Source organism: Shinella fusca (genome assembly GCF_014203155.1).
Taxonomy (GTDB): Bacteria; Pseudomonadota; Alphaproteobacteria; order Rhizobiales; family Rhizobiaceae; genus Shinella; species Shinella fusca.
Genome location: NZ_JACHIK010000015.1, coordinates 57,370 through 75,569, shown reverse-complemented (window position 1 = coordinate 75,569; position 18,200 = coordinate 57,370). Strand labels below are relative to the sequence as shown.

The window sequence follows — 18,200 nt, the reverse complement described above, 5'->3', positions numbered from 1 at the left end:
GCGTTGTAGTGTTTCACGTGAATCATTTGCCAATGCAGAATTCCGAGAAGATGATATCGAGCAGATTCTCGACATCAACCCGACCCGTCACGCGTCCAAGAGCCTGTCCCGCCAAGCGAAGATACTCGGACTGAATATCCAATCCATCCAGACACGCAAGGGCCCGCTCGATCTGGATCCGGGCCTCCGCCAAGCTCTCCATGTGCCGCTGCCGTGTCGGCAGGGCCAATGCACTTCCAGCTTCGATATCCGGAAGATGATCCGCGACAGCTTCAAGCAGATCGTCAATGCCGCTTCCCGTCCTTGTCGAGATCATAGCATCGGAACGAACGGAAGGCCACGCCGTGTCTCGCGTATCGGATTTCGTCAGAACTCGAATGATCGGGCCTTCATAGCCGTGGGCAAGCGCTGGCCAATCCTCATCCGGTCGGTCCGACAACAGAAGGACGAGATGCGCTTCCGCCATCGAGAGCTGGGTCCGTCGAATGCCCTCGCGCTCAACCACATCCTCCGTCTCCCGCAGGCCGGCCGTATCGAAAAGCCGGACAGCAAAACCGAGAAGATCGAGATCGACGTGGAGAACATCGCGCGTCGTCCCGGGAACATCCGTGACGATGGCGACTTCCCGACGCGCAAGGTAATTGAGAAGACTGGATTTTCCGGCGTTCGGCGGACCGGCGATGACGACTTTCAAACCATCGCGAACGATTTCGCCGATTCGGCCTTCGCCCAGATGGTTAAATATTTCCTTCTGCAAGACGCGCATGTCGTCCCAGATCGATGCAGCAACGGAACCCGGTACATCGTCTTCATCGGCGAAATCAAGCTCCGCCTCGATCATTGCCCGCGCATGGGTCAGTCGTTTCGCCCACGAATCGTAAAGGCGGGAGAGACCGCCGGCGGCCTGTTCAGCCGCCAGCCGGCGTTGCATCTCCGTCTCGGCCGCGATCAGGTCGGCAAGACCTTCCACTTCGACGAGATCCATGCGGCCGCTCATAAAGGCCCGACGGGAGAATTCTCCCGCTTCGGCCGGCCGCAATCCCTCCAACTCCCCCAGCGTTGCCAGGACGGCGCGTACGGTCGCCCGCCCGCCATGAATCTGGAGTTCGGCGCAGTCTTCACCCGTGAAGGAATTCGGAGAGGGGAAAAAGAGGACAAGGCCCTTGTCCAGCTCCTCACCGTTCCGGGACCGAATCGGGCGTAGCGTAGCGCGGCGGGACGCCGGAACGCCTCCGCAGAGAGAAACCAAGGCATTTCGCGTCGCGGGTCCGCTTATGCGGACAACCGCCACGCCCGACGGCAAGCCGCCGCTCGAAAGCGCGAAAATTGTGTCCGAGCCGTGCGTCATCTGGCGTTCCGGATACGAATCGATTCTGTCGTTTCGGACGAGAATCGATAGTGATGGATCAAACGAAAATGGCCCCGCCTCGTCGGCGGGACCATCGAAAAGGCGTTGGCGATGCCTTAATCAGGTGTTCATCGAGTCGAAGAAGTCGCCGTTGTTCTTCGTCTGCTTGAGCTTGTCGATGAGGAACTCGATCGCGTCGGTCGTGCCCATCGGAGCCAGGATGCGGCGGAGCACGAAGATCTTCTGCAGGTCCTGGCGCGGCACCAGCAGGTCTTCCTTGCGGGTACCGGACTTGAGGATATCCATCGCCGGGAAAATGCGCTTGTCGGCAACCTTGCGGTCGAGCACGATTTCCGAGTTGCCGGTGCCCTTGAACTCTTCGAAGATCACTTCGTCCATGCGGCTGCCGGTATCGATGAGCGCCGTCGCGATGATCGTCAGCGAGCCGCCTTCCTCGATATTGCGTGCCGCGCCGAAGAAGCGCTTCGGGCGCTGGAGGGCGTTGGCGTCGACACCGCCCGTCAGCACCTTGCCGGAGGACGGAACGACGGTGTTGTAGGCGCGGCCAAGACGGGTGATCGAATCGAGCAGGATGACGACGTCACGGCCGTGCTCGACGAGGCGCTTGGCCTTCTCGATGACCATCTCGGCAACCTGGACGTGGCGCGTCGCCGGTTCGTCGAAGGTCGAGGAGACGACCTCGCCCTTCACCGAGCGCTGCATGTCCGTCACTTCTTCCGGACGCTCGTCGATCAGAAGGACGATGAGGTAGCATTCCGGATGGTTGGCGGTGATCGAATGGGCGATGTTCTGCAGGAGAACGGTCTTACCCGTACGCGGGGGCGCGACGATCAGTGCACGCTGGCCCTTGCCGAGCGGCGCGACCAGGTCGATGACGCGCGGGGAAAGATCCTTCGAGGTCGGGACGTCGAGCTCCATCTTGAAGCGCTCGTTCGGGTAGAGCGGCGTCAGGTTGTCGAAATGGACCTTGTGGCGGATCTTTTCCGGATCGTCGAAATTGATCGTGTTGACCTTGAGAAGGGCGAAATAGCGCTCGCCTTCCTTGGGGCCGCGGATCGGGCCCTCCACCGTGTCGCCGGTCTTCAGCGAGAAGCGGCGGATCTGCGAGGGGGAGATGTAGATGTCGTCCGGGCCCGGCAGGTAGTTCGCATTGGCCGAACGCAGGAAGCCGAAACCGTCCTGCAGCACTTCCACGACGCCTTCGCCGATGATTTCGACATCCTGCGAGGCCAGCATCTTGAGGATGGCAAACATCAGTTCCTGCTTGCGCATCGTGCTCGCGTTCTCGACCTCGAGCGATTCGGCAAAGGCGAGGAGGTCGGTCGGAGTCTTGTTCTTGAGGTCTTGTAGCTTCATTTCGGCCATGAATGGTCCATGCTGCGGGTCATCGGGTGGGGAAAGGCGTGCGGGTCAAGGACGAACTGCGCGGGATACGGTGCAGTCCACTGAACGAATACACATGCCATGAAGATGAGATGGGCGGAAAATAGCGATTCCGGCCGAGGCCCGCAAGGGGGGCGATGCATTTCGTCCGATTTGTCGCGGATGGCCTCAGAACGGCTTGACGATCACCATGATGACGATGAGGACCATCAGCAGCGCCGGCGCCTCGTTCCAGATGCGCCATTGCCGGCCCGTGCGGGTGTTGCGGTCTTCGGCAAAGGCCTGCACGGCACGGCCGTAGAACTGATGCACGCCGGACAGAAGCACGACGAAGGCGAGCTTGGCATGCAGCCAGCCGCCCTGGAAGCCATAGACGGACCAGGCGAGATACAGGCCGAGCAGCCAGGAAAGGCCCATGGCGGGCTGCATGATGACCCGGTAGAGCCGCTTTTCCATCACCTTGAAGGTTTCCGAAAGGGCCGAACCGGCCGGCGCGTCGGTATGGTAGACGAAGAGCCGCGGCAGGTAGAGAAGGCCGGACATCCAGGAAATCACGGCGACGACGTGCAGCGCCTTGATCCACGATACGGGGTCCTCCGGCGGATGGAGGATGACCAGAAGGGCGACCAGCGCGAAGACGGCGATGGCGATGGCCGCCCGTATCTGCGCCCGCCGCCCGGCGCCCGCGCCCGTCTGTTTCTCGCTCACGGGGTTTCCCCACGCACCCGCGCGACGAGGCGCGTCACATGATCGGGATCGGCCTGCGGCGTGATGCCGTGGCCGAGATTGAAGATGAGGGGGCCGTTGCCGAGCGCCTGAAGGATCGCATCCACGCCGGTATCGAGCGCCGCGCCTCCCGCCACCACCCGCATCGGATCGAGATTGCCCTGCACCGGGCCGTCCTTCTGCAGCTCGGCCGCGAAGGACAGCGGCACCGACCAGTCGAGGCCGATAGCATCGGCGCGCGTCTCCTGCCGGTAGGACCTGAGGAGAAGGCCCGCGCCCTTGGCGAAGGCGATGATCCTGGCTCCGGGCCGGCGTGCCTTCACCGAATCGACGATGCGCCGAACAGGGCGGAGGGCATAGTCGGCAAACTCCGTCTCGCCGAGCACGCCCGCCCAGGAATCGAAGATCTGCACGGCATCGGCGCCGGCATCGATCTGCGCCACGAGATAGTCGGCGGAAAGATCGGCCAGCATATCGAGAAGGCGGGCGAAGGCCTTCGGCTCGCGATAGGCGAAAAGCCGCGCCGGCGCCTGGTCCGGCGTGCCGTGGCCGGCGATCATGTAGGTCGCCACCGTCCAGGGCGCGCCGCAGAAGCCGAGCAGCGCCGTTTCATCCGGCAATGCCCCGCGGATGCGCCCGACCGCCTCGATGACGGGCCGAAGATGATCCAGAACGCCGTCCTCCTTCAGCGCGAGAATGCCGTCGACGTCGATCGGGTCGAGCCGCGGTCCATGGCCTTCCTCGAAGCGCACGTTCCGCTTCAGGGCATCGGGGATGACGAGGATATCGGAGAAGAGGATCGCCGCGTCGAAGCCGTAGCGGCGGATCGGCTGGAGCGTCACTTCCGTCGCCAGCTCCGGCGAATAACACAGATCGAGGAAGCTTCCCGCCTCCGCACGCGTTGCCCGATACTCCGGCAGATAACGGCCTGCCTGGCGCATCAGCCAGAGGGGAGGGGGAGAAACCGTCTTCCCGTTCAGGACCTCGACGATCTTCCGGCTTTTCTCAGACACGCGGGGGCTTCTCCCAATAAAGAAATAATCTCTTTGAAAAGGTTTCTATTTCTTAGAGTCGGTGACTATCAAGGATTAAATCCTTTCCACAAAATCCCGGCAGAAGCACGAGGGACCGGGAAAAGGCGACCGGCAATCGGCTTTTGCGAAGTGAAAACCGGGAAAACCGGATTCTCCTTTTGGAATCAAGACGGTTCGAAGCGGTCGGGAAAGTCGCTTCCTGTGGACAGGCTGTGGAAAGGCGCGACACTATGCCGTGACCGCGAGTCTTATCCACATGTGCGGTGAATCGCTTTCCCGCCATTCGCCGATTGTGGAAAAGTCGGCACTTATCCTCTTGCCTCCGGCCCCGTCCCGTTTTTAGCTCCCGGTTCTCCCGGGCCATCAACAGGGGGCGGAGGATATTGTGGAAAGCACCAGAAACTACTTCCATCTGCACCTCATATCGGACTCGACGGGCGAAACCCTGATCGCCGCGGGCCGGGCGGCGGCGGCGCAGTTCCAGTCCTCGCAGGCGCTGGAGCATGTCTATCCGCTGATCCGCAACCGCAGGCAGCTCATGCCGGTGCTCGATGCGATCGATGGGGCGCCGGGCATCGTGCTCTATACGATCGTCGATCGGGAACTTTCGGGCATCATCGACCAGCGCTGCCGGGAAATGGGCGTGCCCTGCGTTTCCGTGCTGGAGCCGGTGATCGATCTTTTCCAGTCCTATCTCGGTGCGCCCTCGCGCCGGCGGGTCGGCGCGCAGCATGTGATGGATGCGGATTACTTCGCACGTATCGAGGCGCTGAATTTCACGATGGACCATGACGACGGGCAATTGCCGGCCGATCTGGAAGAGGCGGATGTAATCCTCGTCGGCATCAGCCGCACCTCCAAGACGCCGACCAGCATCTATCTTGCAAACCGCGGCATCAAGACCGCGAACGTGCCGATCGTGCTGGGCGTGCCGCTGCCGGAGCGCCTCTCGGCAGCGGTAAGGCCGCTGATCGTCGGCCTTATCGCCACGACAGACCGGATCGCCCAGGTCCGGCAGAACCGCGTGCTCGGCCAGACTCAGGATTTCCGCGGCGACGATTATATCGACCGCGCGCAAATCTCCGAGGAACTGAAATATGCAAGGGCGCTCTGCTCGCGCAACAACTGGCCGGTGATCGACGTCACGCGCCGCTCCATCGAGGAAACGGCCGCCGCCATCGTTGCTCTTCGCCCCAAGCTCCGCTAACGCGGAAGGCGAATGGAGATCGTCATGACGCCGCCGCTGATCCTTGCCTCGCAAAGCCCCTTCCGCCGCATGCTGATGGAAAATGCCGGCCTCGCCTTTTCGGCCGAAGCCGCGGCCATCGACGAGCGCGCGGTCGAGGCGGCCCTGTCGAAGCGAAACCCGACGCCGCCGGAGGTGGCCGAGGCGCTGGCCGTGGAGAAGGCGCGGGACGTTGCCGGGCGCAATCCCGGTGCTCTCGTCATCGGTTCCGACCAGACGCTTTCGTTGGAAGGACGCGTGTTCCACAAGCCGGCCGACATGGCGGAAGCGAAATCCCACCTCCTCTCCATGTCCGGACGGACGCATGAATTGAACTGCGGCGTCGCGCTCGTCCGCGACGGTGAAACGCTGTGGAACCATGTCTCCATCGCCCGCCTGACGATGCGGTCGCTTTCGGAGGATTTCGTCGATCGCCATCTCGCCCGTGTCGGAACGCGGGTGCTGGCGAGCGTCGGCGCCTACCAGCTTGAAGGCGAGGGCGTGCAGCTCTTCGAGCGGATCGACGGCGACTATTTCACCATTCTCGGCCTTCCGCTCCTGCCGCTGCTGGCCAAACTTCGTAATCTCGGTGCCATCGATGCATGATTCACGTGAAACATCCGCCTGCCACGCCTTCGTCGTCGGCTATCCGATCAAGCATTCGCGCTCGCCGCTGATCCACGGCCATTGGCTGGAAAGGGCAGGCCTCGCTGGCTCCTACACACGGCAGGCCGTCGCTCCCGAGGATTTCGCCGGCTTCATATCCCGGCTGAAGAGCGGTGAATCCGGCTTCGTCGGCGGCAATGTCACCATCCCCCACAAGGAGGCGGCGTTCACGCTGGCCGACCGGCCGGACGACCTCAGCGCCGAGCTCGGCGCGGCAAACACGCTCTGGCTGGAGGAGGGGCGCCTTCATGCGACCAACACGGACGGCTACGGCTTCCTTGCCAATCTCGATGCCGCGGCACCGGGCTGGAACAGGACCGACCGCGCCGTCATCCTCGGCGCGGGCGGAGCCAGCCGGGCGATCATCCAGGCGGTTCGCGACCGGGGTGTCGGGGAAATTCACGTCGTCAACCGCACGGCCTCACGGGCGCAGGAGCTTGCCGACCGTTTCGGGCCGAAGGTCCACGCCCATCCCATGGAAGCGCTCGGGGAGGCGACGAAGGGCGCCGGCCTGTTCGTCAACACCACGTCGCTCGGCATGGACGGTGCACCGGCGCCGGCCATCGATTTCTCGCCGCTTGCCGGCGGCGCGGTGGTGACCGATATCGTCTATGTGCCGCTCGTCACGCCCATTCTCCGCCAGGCCATCGACCAGGGCTTCGCTACGGTCGACGGTCTCGGCATGCTGCTGCATCAGGCAGTGCCCGGCTTCGAGAAATGGTTCGGCGTGCGGCCGCACGTCGATGCGGCACTGCGTGACATCATCCTCGCCGACATGGAGGCGCACGGATGATCGTGCTCGGCCTCACCGGATCGATCGGAACGGGCAAGTCGACGACGGCCGCCATGTTCGGGGATCTCGGCGTGCCGGTTCACGACGCCGATGCAACGGTGCACGATCTTTACCGGACGGACGCCGTCGCGCCCGTCGCGTCCCTGTTTCCCGAGGCGCTGGCCGATGGCGTGATCGACCGAAAGGCGCTTTCCGCCGCGCTTGCCCGCGCGCCTGAACGGTTCGGGGAACTGGAAGCCGTCATCCATCCGCTGGTGCGGGCGCGCGAACAGGCCTTCCTCGAAGCCGAGCGCCGGAACGGGTCTCCCCTCGTTCTCCTCGATATCCCGCTGCTCTTCGAGACGGGCGGCGAGGCACGGGTGGACAAGGTGGTGGTCGTTACCTGCGATCCGCAGATCCAGCGGGAACGCGTGCTCGCCCGGCCCGGCATGACGGAGGAAAAATTCCGGCTCATCCTGTCGCGCCAGATGCCGGATGCGGAAAAGCGCCGCCGGGCCGATTTCCTCATCGATACCGGAAAGGGGCTTGAAGCGGCGCGTAAACAGGTGGAAGAGATCGTAGGGAAGCTGACGGAACGGAAAGACTGATGCGCGAGATCATCTTCGATACGGAAACGACGGGCCTCGACAGCAAGCTCGACCGTGTTATCGAAATCGGCGGCGTGGAACTGGAGAACCATTTCCCGACCGGCCGGTTCCTGCACATCTATATCAACCCCGGCGACCGCAAGGTACATCCCGATGCGCTCGCGGTGCACGGAATCACGGACGAGTTCCTGCAGGACAAGCGCTCCTTCGCCGAGGTTGCGCAGGAAATCGTCGATTTCTTCGGCGATGGCCGCTGGGTGGCGCACAATGCCAACTTCGACATGGGCTTCATCAATGCCGAGTTCGAGCGGATCGGTCTGCCGCCGGTGGCATCCGACCGGGTGACCGATACGCTGGCGCTCGCCCGCCGCAAGCATCCGATGGGGCCGAATTCGCTCGATGCGCTCTGCCGGCGCTACGGCATCGACAATTCCCGCCGCACCCATCACGGCGCGCTTCTCGACTCCGAACTGCTCGCCGAGGTCTATATCGAGATGATCGGTGGCCGGCAGGCGGCCCTCGGTCTCGGCACGGCCGAAGCCGGGCGGAAGACGCTGGTCGAGGTGGAAGACGAGGTCGTCCTGCCGCTCGGCGCGCGTCCGCGTCCGCTCGCCCCCCGGATTTCGGAGGAGGACCGCGCCGCCCATGCCGCCATGGTGGAGAAGATGGGCGCGAAGGCGATCTGGGCGAAATACGGTGCCTGAATCCGGCTCACGATCCATCGACAAAAGAAAACGCCCGGCCACATCGTGACCGGGCGTCGTTGTCTGGAAATGTCGTCAGGCTTAGTTGGCCTGGACCTTTGCCTTGACCTGTTCCTCGGCCATGCGCTGGGTGAACATCTGGGCAAAGTCGATCGGGTCGATCATCAGCGGCGGGAAGCCGCCGTTGCGGGTGGCGTCGGCGATGATCTGGCGGGCGAAGGGGAAGAGCAGGCGCGGGCACTCGATGAAGAGGACCGGCAGCATGTGCTCCTGCGGGAAGCCCGTGACGCGGAAGACGCCGCCATAGGCGAGCTCGGCGTTGAAGAGCATCTTGTCGCCGTCCTTGGCTTCCGCGTTCAGCGAAAGGATGACGTCGAAGTCCGTGTCGGAGAGCGGGTTGGCATTGACGTTGACGCTGATATTGATCGCCGGCGCGTTTTCACGGGCCTGAAGCGAGCGCGGCGCACCCGGATTTTCGAAGGAAAAATCCTTCACATACTGCGCCAGGATATTGAGCGAAGGGCTCGCGGCGTTGTTCTCGGTGGCTGCGTCGGTCATGGAGATATCCTCGGGACTCTGGAAAGTCAGGCCATCTAGCATTTCGGCCGGGGGCTTACAACCCTGGGCCCTCAGCGCGGACCGTCGCGATGGAAGTCGTCTTCGTCAAGGTCGATGGTGCGCTGCGGCCCGGTTTGCGGCGCCTGGCCCGGCGGCACGCCGCCGATATCCACGACAACGACATTGCGCACCAGCCGGTTCCAGAGGAAGCGCCGCACCGGCGGCAGGAGAAGCGCAAGCCCGATGACGTCGCTGAGGAAGCCGGGCACGAGGAGCAGGGCGCCGGCGATGAAGATCATCGTCACATCGGCCAGTTCCTTGCCGGGTGCCTGACCCTCCCGGCCTGATTGCCGAAGCCTCGCCAGCGCGCCGAAGCCGGCCATGCGCATCAGGAAGAGGCCGGCAAAGGCCGAGAGGACCACCAGCGAAAGCGTCGCAAGAAGGCCGATGCGCCGCCCGACGAGAATGAAACAGGCGATTTCCGCAAGCGGCAGGACGAGGAAGAAGAAGGCAAGAAGGCGTCTCGGCATGGCCGCCAGTGTCGCACAGATTCGCCCGGGCCGATACGGCCCCCGAGACCCTTCGTCCTATTCGCAGGATCGCTATTTGAATGATCCGGCTTTGCGGACTATATGGAAAGGAACAAAAAACAGAAACCGGCAGCGGATCATAATGGGCTCATTCGATTTCGTAACGATTTTCTTCCTCGTGGCTGCGGTGGTCATCTTCCTGCAGTTGCGCAGCGTGCTCGGCCGGCGCACCGGCAGCGAGCGCCCGCCCTTCGATCCGTATTCCAAGCGCGAAACGGTCGAGCCGGCCGATTCGGCCGACCGCGGCAAGGTGGTGACCCTGCCCCGGCGCGATGCGGACGAGGAGGAAAACCCCTTCGCCGCCGTCGACAGCTTCGCCCCGGCCGGAACGCCGCTCAACGACCAGCTCCGGGCGATCGTCAAGGCCGACCCCTCCTTCAACCCGAAGGAATTCGTCGCCGGCGCCCGCATGGCCTATGAGATGATCGTCGTCGCCTTCGCCGACGGTGACCGCAAGGCGCTGAAGAACCTCCTGTCGCGCGAGGTCTACGAAGGCTTCGATGCCGCGATCTCCGAGCGCGAGAGCAAGGGCGAGGTCGTGCGCTCCAGCTTCGTCGGCATCGAGAAGGCCGATATCGTCGGCGCGGAGGTCAAGGACAGCGAGGCGAATGTCACGCTGCGCATCGTCAGCCAGCTCATTTCCGCCACCTACGACAAGGCCGGCGCGCTGGTCGAGGGCGATGCCGAGAGCGTCGCGGAGGTGAATGATCTCTGGACCTTCGCCCGCGACATCCGCTCGCGCGATCCGAACTGGAAGCTGATCGCCACCGAGTCGGAAGGCTGAGCGAGGCTCCCATGGACTACCGCCTGGTTCCGGCCCGGTTTTCGGCGCTTCCCGGCTGGGACGAGGACGATCCGACACCGCTTCTGGCGGCGATGGCCCGCTGCCGCGCGCATATTCGCACCGTCAAGCCCTATAGGACAGGCTCGCTCGGCATCACCGCCGGCGAGCTTCTGGCATTGCTGGATGCGGCAGATGTGGAAAAGCCGGAAGGCGCCGGCGCGGTGCGCGCTTTCTTCGAGACCCATTGCGTGCCCTTCCGCATCGAGGAGATGGACGGCTTCAGCGGCTTCGTCACCGCCTTCTACGAGCCGGAAGTGGCGGTGAAGGCGGCGCCGGACGCGGAGTATCGCTACCCCTTCTATCGCCGCCCGGACGATCTCGTCGACGTCGACGACACCAACCGCCCGGCAGGCTTTCCGGCGGGCTACGCGTTCGGGCTGGAGAGGGATGGCAAGATCGTCGAGCATCCCGACCGCGGCGAGATCGAGCGTGGCTGTCTTGCCGGCCGTGGGCTGGAGATCGCCTATGCCCGCTCGAAGGTCGATGTGTTCTTTGCCCATGTGCAGGGCGCGGCGCGGCTCGTCTATCCGGACGGATCGGTAAGGCGCATCACCTATGCGGCGAAATCCGGCCATCCCTTCTCCGCCATCGGCAAGCTGCTGATCGACCGCGGCGAGATCGATGCCGCGACCGTCTCCATGGCCTCGATCCGCGACTGGCTGGCGCAGCATGAGGATCAGGTGGACGGCGTGCTCTGGCACAACCACTCCTTCATCTTCTTCAAGGAGGCCGCGGTCGACGACGGCGCGCTCGGGCCGATTGCCGCCGCCAAGGTGCCGCTCGTTGCCGGCCGCTCGCTCGCGGTCGACCGGGCAATCCACACCTTCGGCCTGCCCTTCTTCATTTCGAGCGAGACGCTCACCCACATGGACGGCGGAAAACCCTTCCGCCGGCTGATGCTGGCGCTCGACACGGGCACGGCCATCGTCGGCCCGGCGCGCGGCGACATCTTCACCGGATCGGGCGATGCGGCGGGCGCATTGGCGGGCCATGTCCGCAACGCGGCGACCTTCCATATCCTCATCCCGCGCGCTGCGGCGGAGCGCTATCTCCATGCCCAGGGATAAGGCGCTTTCGAGCGAGGACCGCATCCTCTGGGGCAAGGTGGCGCGCAGCACGCGGGCCATGCCCGGCAAGCTCGATGCGCTGACGGAGTTCGAAGCCGCCTTCGCCGGGAAGGTCGAGGAGGAAAAGGCGCCGGAGCCGACGAAGACAAAGGCCGGCAAGCCGGTTTCCGAAGGCATCGCGCTCACCGTCGGCCGCGGTAAGGAGACCCGGCACCATCCGCTGGAGCGTCCCGTCAAGCGCAAGATCGCCAAGGGGCGGCTTGCCCTTGAGGCACGCATCGACCTGCACGGCATGATCCAGAGCGAGGCGCACGGCTTCCTGCTCGGCTTCCTCATCAAGGCGCACGAGCGGGGCCTTCGCCATGTCCTGGTCATCACCGGCAAGGGCACCTCGCTCGGCAGCGACGGCGCCTTGAAGCGGGCGGTGCCGCTCTGGTTCGCCCTGCCGGAATTCCGCCCGCTGATCTCCTCCTACGAGCCGGCGGCGCGCAACCACGGCGGCGAGGGCGCGCTCTACGTGCGGCTCGCCCGCCAGCCGGGGGAGAAGCGATGACGACGCCCTTCGGCAAGGCCGTTCGGCACCTGCGCGACCGCAAGGGCGTCTCGCAGAAGGAGATGGCCAAGGCCCTCGGCGTCAGCCCGGCCTATCTCTCGGCGCTGGAGCACGGCAAGCGCGGCATGCCGAGCTTCGATTTCCTCCAGCGCGTCGCCGGATACTTCAACGTCATCTGGGACGAGGCCGAGGAACTCTTGCGCATCGCGCAGATCTCCGACCCGCGCGTCGTGGTCGATACCGCCGGCCTGCCGCCGGAATACACGGCCTTCGCCAACCGGCTTTCGGCCGAAATCGCAAGCCTTCCGCCCGAGACGGTGCGCCGTCTTGCCGGCATTCTGGAAAAAGCGTGCAATAACCGGGTAAAACCCGGTTGATCCCCGGATTTCTGCCGTGTTTGCCTGCTCTGCGGTTTGGAACTTGAGGGCAAAATCCCTATATTCGAAAGACCCGGAAAGCCGTGATTCGCCTGGCTTCCCCGCCTTCCGTGAGAACCCTGGAAAGACGTTTGAATGACTGACACACCCGAGACCGAAAACGGCCCGGCCGAGTATGGCGCAGATTCGATCAAGGTCCTGAAGGGGCTCGATGCGGTGCGCAAGCGCCCCGGCATGTATATCGGCGATACCGACGATGGTTCGGGCCTGCACCACATGGTCTACGAGGTGGTCGACAATGCGATCGACGAGGCGCTGGCCGGCCATGCCGACATCGTGACGGTGACGCTCAATGCCGACGGCTCGGTCACGGTGACGGACAACGGCCGCGGCATCCCGACCGACATCCACAAAGAAGAGGGCGTTTCGGCGGCCGAGGTCATCATGACCCAGCTCCATGCCGGCGGCAAGTTCGACCAGAATTCCTACAAGGTCTCCGGCGGCCTGCACGGCGTCGGCGTCTCGGTGGTGAACGCGCTTTCCGTCAAGCTGAAGCTGAAGATCCGCCGCGCCGGCAAGATCCACGAGATGAGCTTCACGCACGGCGTTGCGGACGGCCCGCTGGCGGTGACGGGCGAGGCGGGCGGGGAGACCGGCACGGAAGTGACCTTCCTGCCCTCGACGGACACCTTCTCCAACATCGAATTCAACTATGCGACACTGGAGCATCGCCTGCGCGAGCTCGCCTTCCTCAATTCCGGCGTGCGCATCCTCCTCACCGACCGCCGCCATTCGGACATCAGGCAGGACGAGCTGATGTACGAAGGCGGTCTCGAAGCCTTCGTCGCCTTTCTCGACCGCGCCAAGAAGCCGCTGGTCGAAAAGCCGATCGCCATTCGCGGCGAGAAGGACGGCATCACCGTCGAAGTCGCCATGTGGTGGAACGACAGCTACCACGAGAACGTGCTCTGCTTCACCAACAACATCCCGCAGCGCGACGGCGGCACGCATATGGCGGGCTTCCGCGGCGCGCTGACGCGCCAGGTCGTCTCCTATGCCGAAACCACCGGCATCATGAAGAAGGAAAAGGTCTCGCTGACCGGCGACGACTGCCGTGAAGGCCTGACCGCCGTTCTCTCGGTGAAGGTGCCGGATCCGAAATTCTCCTCGCAGACCAAGGACAAGCTCGTCTCGTCCGAAGTCCGCCCGGTCGTCGAAAGTCTCGTCAACGAGGCGCTTTCCACCTGGCTGGAAGAGCATCCGGCCGATGCGAAGACGCTCGTCGGCAAGGTCGTCGAGGCCGCCGCGGCGCGTGAGGCCGCCCGCAAGGCGCGCGAGCTGACGCGGCGCAAGGGTGCGCTCGACATCTCCTCGCTTCCCGGCAAGCTCGCAGACTGCTCCGAGCGCGACCCGGCCAAGTCCGAAGTCTTCCTCGTCGAGGGCGATTCGGCCGGCGGTTCGGCCAAGCAGGGCCGCTCGCGGGAGAACCAGGCTATTCTGCCTTTGCGCGGCAAAATCCTCAATGTCGAGCGGGCACGCTTCGACAAGATGCTGTCCAGCCAGGAGATCGGCACGCTGATCACCGCGCTCGGCACCTCCATCGGCAAGGATGAGTTCAACGCCGACAAGCTGCGCTACCACAAGATCATCATCATGACGGACGCCGACGTCGACGGCGCCCATATCCGCACGCTGCTGCTCACCTTCTTCTTCCGGCAGATGCCGGAGCTGATCGAGCGCGGCCATCTCTATATCGCCCAGCCGCCGCTCTATAAGGTCTCGCGCGGCAAATCGAGCCAGTACCTGAAGAACGAGAAGGCGCTGGAAGACTACCTGATCGGCGCCGGCCTCGACGATGCGGCGCTGGAGCTATCCTCCGGCGAGGTGCGTGCCGGCCAGGATATCCTCGAGCTGATCCAGGACGCGCTGCGCCTGCGCACGCTGCTCGATGGCCTGCATTCTCGCTACAACCGTTCCATCGTCGAGCAGGCGGCGATCGCCGGCGCGCTGAACCTCGAGCTCAGCCATGACCGCGAAGGCTATGCGGCGATGGCGCAGGAAGTCGCCCGCCGCCTCGACCTCATCGCCGAGGAGACGGAACGCGGCTGGGAGGGCTCCGTCGCGGCGGATGGCGGCCTGCGCTTCGAGCGCATGGTGCGCGGCGTCAAGGAATTCGCCCATCTGGACATGGCGCTGATCGGCTCGTCCGACGCCCGCCATCTCGACCAGCTCGCTCCCCGCCTCAAGGAAACCTATGCGATGCCGCCGGTCCTGCGCCGCAAGGACGGGCAGACCGAGATCACCGGTCCGCGCGCCCTGCTGGATGCGATCTTCGCTGCCGGCCGCAAGGGCCTCTCCATGCAGCGCTACAAGGGCCTCGGCGAGATGAACGCCGAGCAACTCTGGGAAACGACGCTCGACCCGAACGTCCGCTCGCTGCTGCAGGTGAAGGTCACGGATGCGACCGATGCCGATGGCCTCTTTGCCCGCCTGATGGGTGACGAGGTGGAGCCTCGCCGCGATTTCATCCAGGAAAACGCCCTCAGCGTCGCCAACCTCGACATCTGACGAGAGAGCCGCCGAAAGGCGGCTTTCTTTTTGCTGGCCGGCTCTACCCCACCCTCGATGGATCCTCGGGTCAAGCCCGAGAGTGACGGAGGGGAGCGTCGAGGGGCGGTATCGCTAGCCGGCTCAGGAAGCGAAGCGGCCTTCCGAAACGAACTCCGCAACCGGCTTGCGCAAGCTCGGCACCTCGCGCTTCATCAGGTCTTCCGGCAGGGTCTCCTTCGGGGCGATCTTGCCGATGGCGACGGCCGCCTCCACGCGAAAACCTTCCGGAATGCCGAGCACCTCCATGGCTCTGGCGCGGTCGATGCCGCCCATGCCGTGGGCGTGATAGCCGGCATGGATCGCCTGGAGGGCGAGGCAGGCCCAGGCGGCACCCGTGTCGAAGGCGTGGGTATAGGCGGGCCGCATCTCGCCGTCGGCGCTCTTGCGGTGGGTCTGCGAGACGATCACGGCAAGGACGGAAGCCTTGTCCGCCCAGCGGCGATTGCCCTCGTCCAGCGTGACGTAGATCCGGTCGAAGGCCTCGGTGCCGCGATGGCCGTAGATGAAGCGCCAGGGCTGGCCGTTGGCGGCCGAAGGCGCCCAGCGCGCGGCCTCGAACAGCGAAAGAAGCGTCTCGTGCGGCATGGCCTCGCCCGTGAAGGCGCGGGGCGACCAGCGGTCGAGAAAGATGGGGTCGATGGGGTGGTCGGCGATACGGCCGGTTGTCTCGGTCATTGCAAGCCTCGAATTTCCTGTCGCCGCCCGGCCTCCGACGCCATTGTCGAAGGGGCGGCGCAGGCAATATAACCGCTTGGACACGTCTTGGAACGGCATTGCGAAAATGGGAGAGATGCGATGAACCTCAAAGACCCGAGCCTGCTGCGCGAGGCGGCCTTAGTCGGCACGCGCTGGATCGAAGCCGGCGGTGCCGGCATAGCGGTGACGAACCCGGCGACGGGCGAGCTGATCGGCCATGTGCCGAAACTGGGAGGCAAGGAGACGCGCGAGGCCATCGAGGCCGCCGCCGAGGCGCAGAAAGGCTGGGCCGCCCGCACGGCCAAGGAGCGCGCCGGCGTGCTGCGCAGGTGGTTCGAGCTGATGATCGAGAACAAGGACGATCTCGGCCGCATCCTGACGGCGGAGCAGGGCAAGCCCCTTGCCGAGGCCACCGGCGAGATCGTCTACGGCGCGAGCTTCGTCGAATGGTTCGCAGAGGAAGCCCGCCGCCTCTACGGCGACATCGTGCCCGGCCACCAGAAGGACAAGCGCATCCTCGTCATGAAGCAGCCGGTCGGCGTCGTCGCGGCGATCACGCCCTGGAACTTCCCGAACGCCATGATCACCCGCAAGGCGGGCCCCGCTTTTGCCGCCGGCTGCGCCATGGTGCTGAAGCCCGCCTCGCAGACACCCTTCTCCGCCATCGCGATCGCCGTGCTCGCCGAGCGCGCCGGCCTTCCCGCCGGCCTCTTCTCGGTCGTCACGGGTTCCGCCCGCGAGATCGGCGCGGAGCTGACGGCCAATCCCATCGTGCGCAAACTCACCTTCACCGGCTCGACGGAGGTCGGCGCGGAACTCTACAAGCAATGCGCCCCGACCATCAAGAAGCTCGGCCTCGAGCTCGGCGGCAATGCGCCCTTCATCGTCTTCGACGATGCCGATCTCGACGCGGCGGTGGAAGGCGCGCTGATCGCCAAGTTCCGCAACAACGGCCAGACCTGCGTGTGCGCCAACCGGCTCTATGTGCAGGACGCCGTCTATGATGCCTTCTCCGAAAAGCTCGCCGCCGCCGTCGGCAAATTGAAGACCGGCAACGGCTTCGACGAGGGCGTGGTGCTTGGGCCCCTCATCGACCAGGCGGCGCTCGACAAGGTCGAGGAGCATGTCTCCGACGCGGTGAAGAAGGGCGCGCGGGTCATCTCCGGCGGCAAGCGCCATGCGCTCGGCGGCACCTTCTACGAGGCGACGGTGATCGCCGGCGTGACGAAGGACATGGCGGTGACGCGCGAGGAGACCTTCGGTCCCGTCGCGCCGCTCTTCCGTTTTTCGGACGAGAACGATGTCATCGCGCAGGCGAACGACACGGAATTCGGCCTTGCCTCCTATTTCTACGCTAAGGACCTGTCGCGGGTGTTCCGCGTCGCCGAGGCACTGGAATACGGCATGGTCGGCGTCAACACGGGCCTCATCTCGACGGCGGAAGCCCCGTTCGGCGGCGTAAAGCTCTCCGGCCTCGGCCGCGAGGGCTCGCGCTACGGCATCGAGGAATTCACCGAGATCAAATATGTCTGCCTCGGCGGCATCGCCTGAGGCAATTCTGCAATGACCCGGCCGGGCGATCCGGCCGGCTTCCATTTTCGAGGGAAAAATCGTGGCAGCACCGAAAAATGCCTTCAAGGCCGCCCTTGCCGAAGGCCGGTTCCAGCTTGGCCTGTGGGTGGCGCTCGGCAGCGCCTATGCGGCCGAAATCCTGTCGACCAGCGGCTACGACTGGCTGCTGATCGACGGCGAGCACGGGCCCAACGACCTGCCGTCGATGGGCGCGCAGATCGGGGCGCTCCGCCATGCGCCGGCCCATGCCATGGTACGCCCGCCGATGGGCGAGGCCTGGCTCCTGAAGCAACTGCTCGACCAGGGCGCCCAGACCTTCCTGATCCCGATGGTCGAATCGGCCGCGCAGGCCGAGGCGCTGGTGCGCGCGCTCCGCTATCCGCCGCACGGTATCCGCGGCGTCGGCGCGGGGCTCGGCCGGGCGAGCGATTTCAACCGCGTGCCGGACTATGTGACGACCGCCAACGCGGAGATCTGCCTGATCGTGCAGGTCGAGAGCCGGGCCGGCCTTGCGGCGATCGACGAGATCGCCGCCGTGGACGGGGTCGACGGCGTCTTCATCGGCCCCTCGGACCTTGCCGCGGACATGGGCCATCTCGGCAATCCCGGCGCGCCGGAGGTGCTGGCGGCGATCACCCACGCCTTCGCGCGGATCAAGGCCCACGGCAAGGCGCGCGGCATCATGACGGTCTCGCTGGCGCAGGCCGAGGTCTACCGCGATCTCGGGGCGGATTTCATGGCGATCGGCACCGACGTCAATTGCCTGGTCTCGGCGGTGGACGGCCTGCGTCGCCGCTTCCTCGGCGAGGCGCCGGCGACAGGGTCCGGCGGCGGCTACTGAGCAGC

At 64.9% G+C, this 18,200-nt stretch carries 19 protein-coding genes; 12 read left to right on the top strand and 7 right to left on the bottom strand.

The genetic code is table 11. The annotated features are described in order from the left end of the window. Positions 1-22: 22 nt before the first annotated feature. From mnmE to hemE, 4 genes are all read right to left on the bottom strand, one after another. A complete protein-coding gene (mnmE, locus tag HNQ66_RS18445; protein ID WP_184145646.1) occupies positions 23-1,348 on the bottom strand; it encodes a tRNA uridine-5-carboxymethylaminomethyl(34) synthesis GTPase MnmE in 1,326 nt (441 codons plus the stop codon). A 120-nt stretch (positions 1,349-1,468) separates the two neighbouring features. After that, positions 1,469-2,734, bottom strand: a complete 1,266-nt coding sequence (gene rho / locus HNQ66_RS18440; protein WP_184145645.1) for a transcription termination factor Rho — start codon at positions 2,732-2,734, stop codon at positions 1,469-1,471. A gap of 186 nt (positions 2,735-2,920) precedes the next feature. Beyond that, positions 2,921-3,460 carry a protoporphyrinogen oxidase HemJ gene (gene hemJ / locus HNQ66_RS18435; protein ID WP_184145644.1) on the bottom strand — a complete coding sequence of 180 codons (540 nt, stop codon included), beginning with the start codon at positions 3,458-3,460 and terminating at the stop codon, positions 2,921-2,923. Next, the gene (gene hemE / locus HNQ66_RS18430) at positions 3,457-4,491 is read right to left on the bottom strand and encodes a uroporphyrinogen decarboxylase (RefSeq protein ID WP_184145643.1); all 1,035 of its coding nucleotides are present in this window, start codon (positions 4,489-4,491) and stop codon (positions 3,457-3,459) included. Before hemE ends, hemJ begins: the two co-directional genes overlap by 4 nt. A 406-nt stretch (positions 4,492-4,897) precedes the next feature. Here hemE and HNQ66_RS18425 point away from each other — a divergent pair, with 406 nt between their 5' ends. From HNQ66_RS18425 to dnaQ, 5 genes are read left to right on the top strand one after another with little or no spacing between them, the layout of a single operon-like run. Continuing rightward, complete coding sequence (locus HNQ66_RS18425; protein WP_184145642.1) at positions 4,898-5,719, top strand: pyruvate, phosphate dikinase/phosphoenolpyruvate synthase regulator; 822 nt, start codon at positions 4,898-4,900, stop codon at positions 5,717-5,719. A gap of 24 nt (positions 5,720-5,743) precedes the next feature. After that, positions 5,744-6,343: a Maf-like protein gene (locus HNQ66_RS18420; protein ID WP_184145641.1), complete on the top strand. Its 600-nt coding sequence runs from the start codon at positions 5,744-5,746 to the stop codon at positions 6,341-6,343. Then, on the top strand, positions 6,336-7,196 hold the full coding sequence (locus HNQ66_RS18415; protein ID WP_184145640.1) for a shikimate dehydrogenase: 861 nt from the start codon (positions 6,336-6,338) through the stop codon (positions 7,194-7,196). Before HNQ66_RS18420 ends, HNQ66_RS18415 begins: the two co-directional genes overlap by 8 nt. Beyond that, positions 7,193-7,783, top strand: a complete 591-nt coding sequence (gene coaE / locus HNQ66_RS18410; protein ID WP_184145639.1) for a dephospho-CoA kinase — start codon at positions 7,193-7,195, stop codon at positions 7,781-7,783. The genes HNQ66_RS18415 and coaE overlap by 4 nt, the downstream gene beginning before the upstream one ends. Further along, positions 7,783-8,487 (top strand): DNA polymerase III subunit epsilon, encoded by a 705-nt coding sequence (gene dnaQ, locus HNQ66_RS18405; RefSeq protein WP_184145638.1) that lies wholly within the window; start codon positions 7,783-7,785, stop codon positions 8,485-8,487. Before coaE ends, dnaQ begins: the two co-directional genes overlap by 1 nt. 81 nt (positions 8,488-8,568) lie before the next feature. Here dnaQ and secB read toward each other — a convergent pair whose 3' ends face one another. Then, a complete protein-coding gene (gene secB, locus HNQ66_RS18400) occupies positions 8,569-9,045 on the bottom strand; it encodes a protein-export chaperone SecB (RefSeq protein ID WP_184145637.1) in 477 nt (158 codons plus the stop codon). A 71-nt stretch (positions 9,046-9,116) separates the two neighbouring features. Next, the gene (locus tag HNQ66_RS18395) at positions 9,117-9,575 is read right to left on the bottom strand and encodes an FxsA family protein (RefSeq protein WP_184145636.1); all 459 of its coding nucleotides are present in this window, start codon (positions 9,573-9,575) and stop codon (positions 9,117-9,119) included. Between the two features lie 142 nt (positions 9,576-9,717). On the opposite strand from HNQ66_RS18395, the gene HNQ66_RS18390 reads away from it, so the two are divergent. The 5 genes from HNQ66_RS18390 to gyrB all read left to right on the top strand — a co-directional run bounded on the left by HNQ66_RS18390 (position 9,718) and on the right by gyrB (position 15,044). Next, positions 9,718-10,419, top strand: a complete 702-nt coding sequence (locus tag HNQ66_RS18390) for a Tim44/TimA family putative adaptor protein (RefSeq protein ID WP_184145635.1) — start codon at positions 9,718-9,720, stop codon at positions 10,417-10,419. Positions 10,420-10,430: 11 nt separating this feature from the next. After that, complete coding sequence (gene mltA, locus HNQ66_RS18385; protein ID WP_184145634.1) at positions 10,431-11,546, top strand: murein transglycosylase A; 1,116 nt, start codon at positions 10,431-10,433, stop codon at positions 11,544-11,546. Continuing rightward, positions 11,533-12,099, top strand: a complete 567-nt coding sequence (locus HNQ66_RS18380; RefSeq protein WP_184145633.1) for a Smr/MutS family protein — start codon at positions 11,533-11,535, stop codon at positions 12,097-12,099. The genes mltA and HNQ66_RS18380 overlap by 14 nt, the downstream gene beginning before the upstream one ends. Then, on the top strand, positions 12,096-12,476 hold the full coding sequence (locus HNQ66_RS18375; RefSeq protein ID WP_184145632.1) for a helix-turn-helix domain-containing protein: 381 nt from the start codon (positions 12,096-12,098) through the stop codon (positions 12,474-12,476). Before HNQ66_RS18380 ends, HNQ66_RS18375 begins: the two co-directional genes overlap by 4 nt. 135 nt (positions 12,477-12,611) lie before the next feature. Next, positions 12,612-15,044 carry a DNA topoisomerase (ATP-hydrolyzing) subunit B gene (gene gyrB / locus HNQ66_RS18370; protein ID WP_184145631.1) on the top strand — a complete coding sequence of 811 codons (2,433 nt, stop codon included), beginning with the start codon at positions 12,612-12,614 and terminating at the stop codon, positions 15,042-15,044. Positions 15,045-15,167: 123 nt separating this feature from the next. Here the strand turns inward: gyrB and HNQ66_RS18365 are convergent, their stop codons facing one another. Beyond that, a complete protein-coding gene (locus HNQ66_RS18365; protein WP_184145630.1) occupies positions 15,168-15,761 on the bottom strand; it encodes a nitroreductase family protein in 594 nt (197 codons plus the stop codon). 120 nt (positions 15,762-15,881) lie between these two features. Here HNQ66_RS18365 and gabD point away from each other — a divergent pair, with 120 nt between their 5' ends. After that, a complete protein-coding gene (gene gabD / locus HNQ66_RS18360) occupies positions 15,882-17,333 on the top strand; it encodes an NADP-dependent succinate-semialdehyde dehydrogenase (RefSeq protein WP_184145629.1) in 1,452 nt (483 codons plus the stop codon). 61 nt (positions 17,334-17,394) lie between these two features. After that, positions 17,395-18,195, top strand: coding sequence for an aldolase/citrate lyase family protein (locus tag HNQ66_RS18355; protein ID WP_184145628.1), 801 nt, complete (start codon positions 17,395-17,397; stop codon positions 18,193-18,195). The last annotated feature ends 5 nt before the right edge of the window (positions 18,196-18,200 follow it).

Coding starts and splice junctions, on each gene's coding strand:
- HNQ66_RS18390 (WP_184145635.1), top strand. CDS start 9,718: ATGGGCTCATTCGATTTCGTAACGATTTTCTTCCTCGTGGCTGCGGTG.
- HNQ66_RS18420 (WP_184145641.1), top strand. CDS start 5,744: ATGACGCCGCCGCTGATCCTTGCCTCGCAAAGCCCCTTCCGCCGCATG.
- HNQ66_RS18395 (WP_184145636.1), bottom strand. CDS start 9,575: ATGCCGAGACGCCTTCTTGCCTTCTTCTTCCTCGTCCTGCCGCTTGCG.
- gyrB (WP_184145631.1), top strand. CDS start 12,612: ATGACTGACACACCCGAGACCGAAAACGGCCCGGCCGAGTATGGCGCA.
- HNQ66_RS18375 (WP_184145632.1), top strand. CDS start 12,096: ATGACGACGCCCTTCGGCAAGGCCGTTCGGCACCTGCGCGACCGCAAG.
- rho (WP_184145645.1), bottom strand. CDS start 2,734: ATGGCCGAAATGAAGCTACAAGACCTCAAGAACAAGACTCCGACCGAC.
- HNQ66_RS18380 (WP_184145633.1), top strand. CDS start 11,533: ATGCCCAGGGATAAGGCGCTTTCGAGCGAGGACCGCATCCTCTGGGGC.
- HNQ66_RS18415 (WP_184145640.1), top strand. CDS start 6,336: ATGCATGATTCACGTGAAACATCCGCCTGCCACGCCTTCGTCGTCGGC.
- dnaQ (WP_184145638.1), top strand. CDS start 7,783: ATGCGCGAGATCATCTTCGATACGGAAACGACGGGCCTCGACAGCAAG.
- mnmE (WP_184145646.1), bottom strand. CDS start 1,348: ATGACGCACGGCTCGGACACAATTTTCGCGCTTTCGAGCGGCGGCTTG.
- secB (WP_184145637.1), bottom strand. CDS start 9,045: ATGACCGACGCAGCCACCGAGAACAACGCCGCGAGCCCTTCGCTCAAT.
- coaE (WP_184145639.1), top strand. CDS start 7,193: ATGATCGTGCTCGGCCTCACCGGATCGATCGGAACGGGCAAGTCGACG.
- mltA (WP_184145634.1), top strand. CDS start 10,431: ATGGACTACCGCCTGGTTCCGGCCCGGTTTTCGGCGCTTCCCGGCTGG.
- gabD (WP_184145629.1), top strand. CDS start 15,882: ATGAACCTCAAAGACCCGAGCCTGCTGCGCGAGGCGGCCTTAGTCGGC.
- HNQ66_RS18365 (WP_184145630.1), bottom strand. CDS start 15,761: ATGACCGAGACAACCGGCCGTATCGCCGACCACCCCATCGACCCCATC.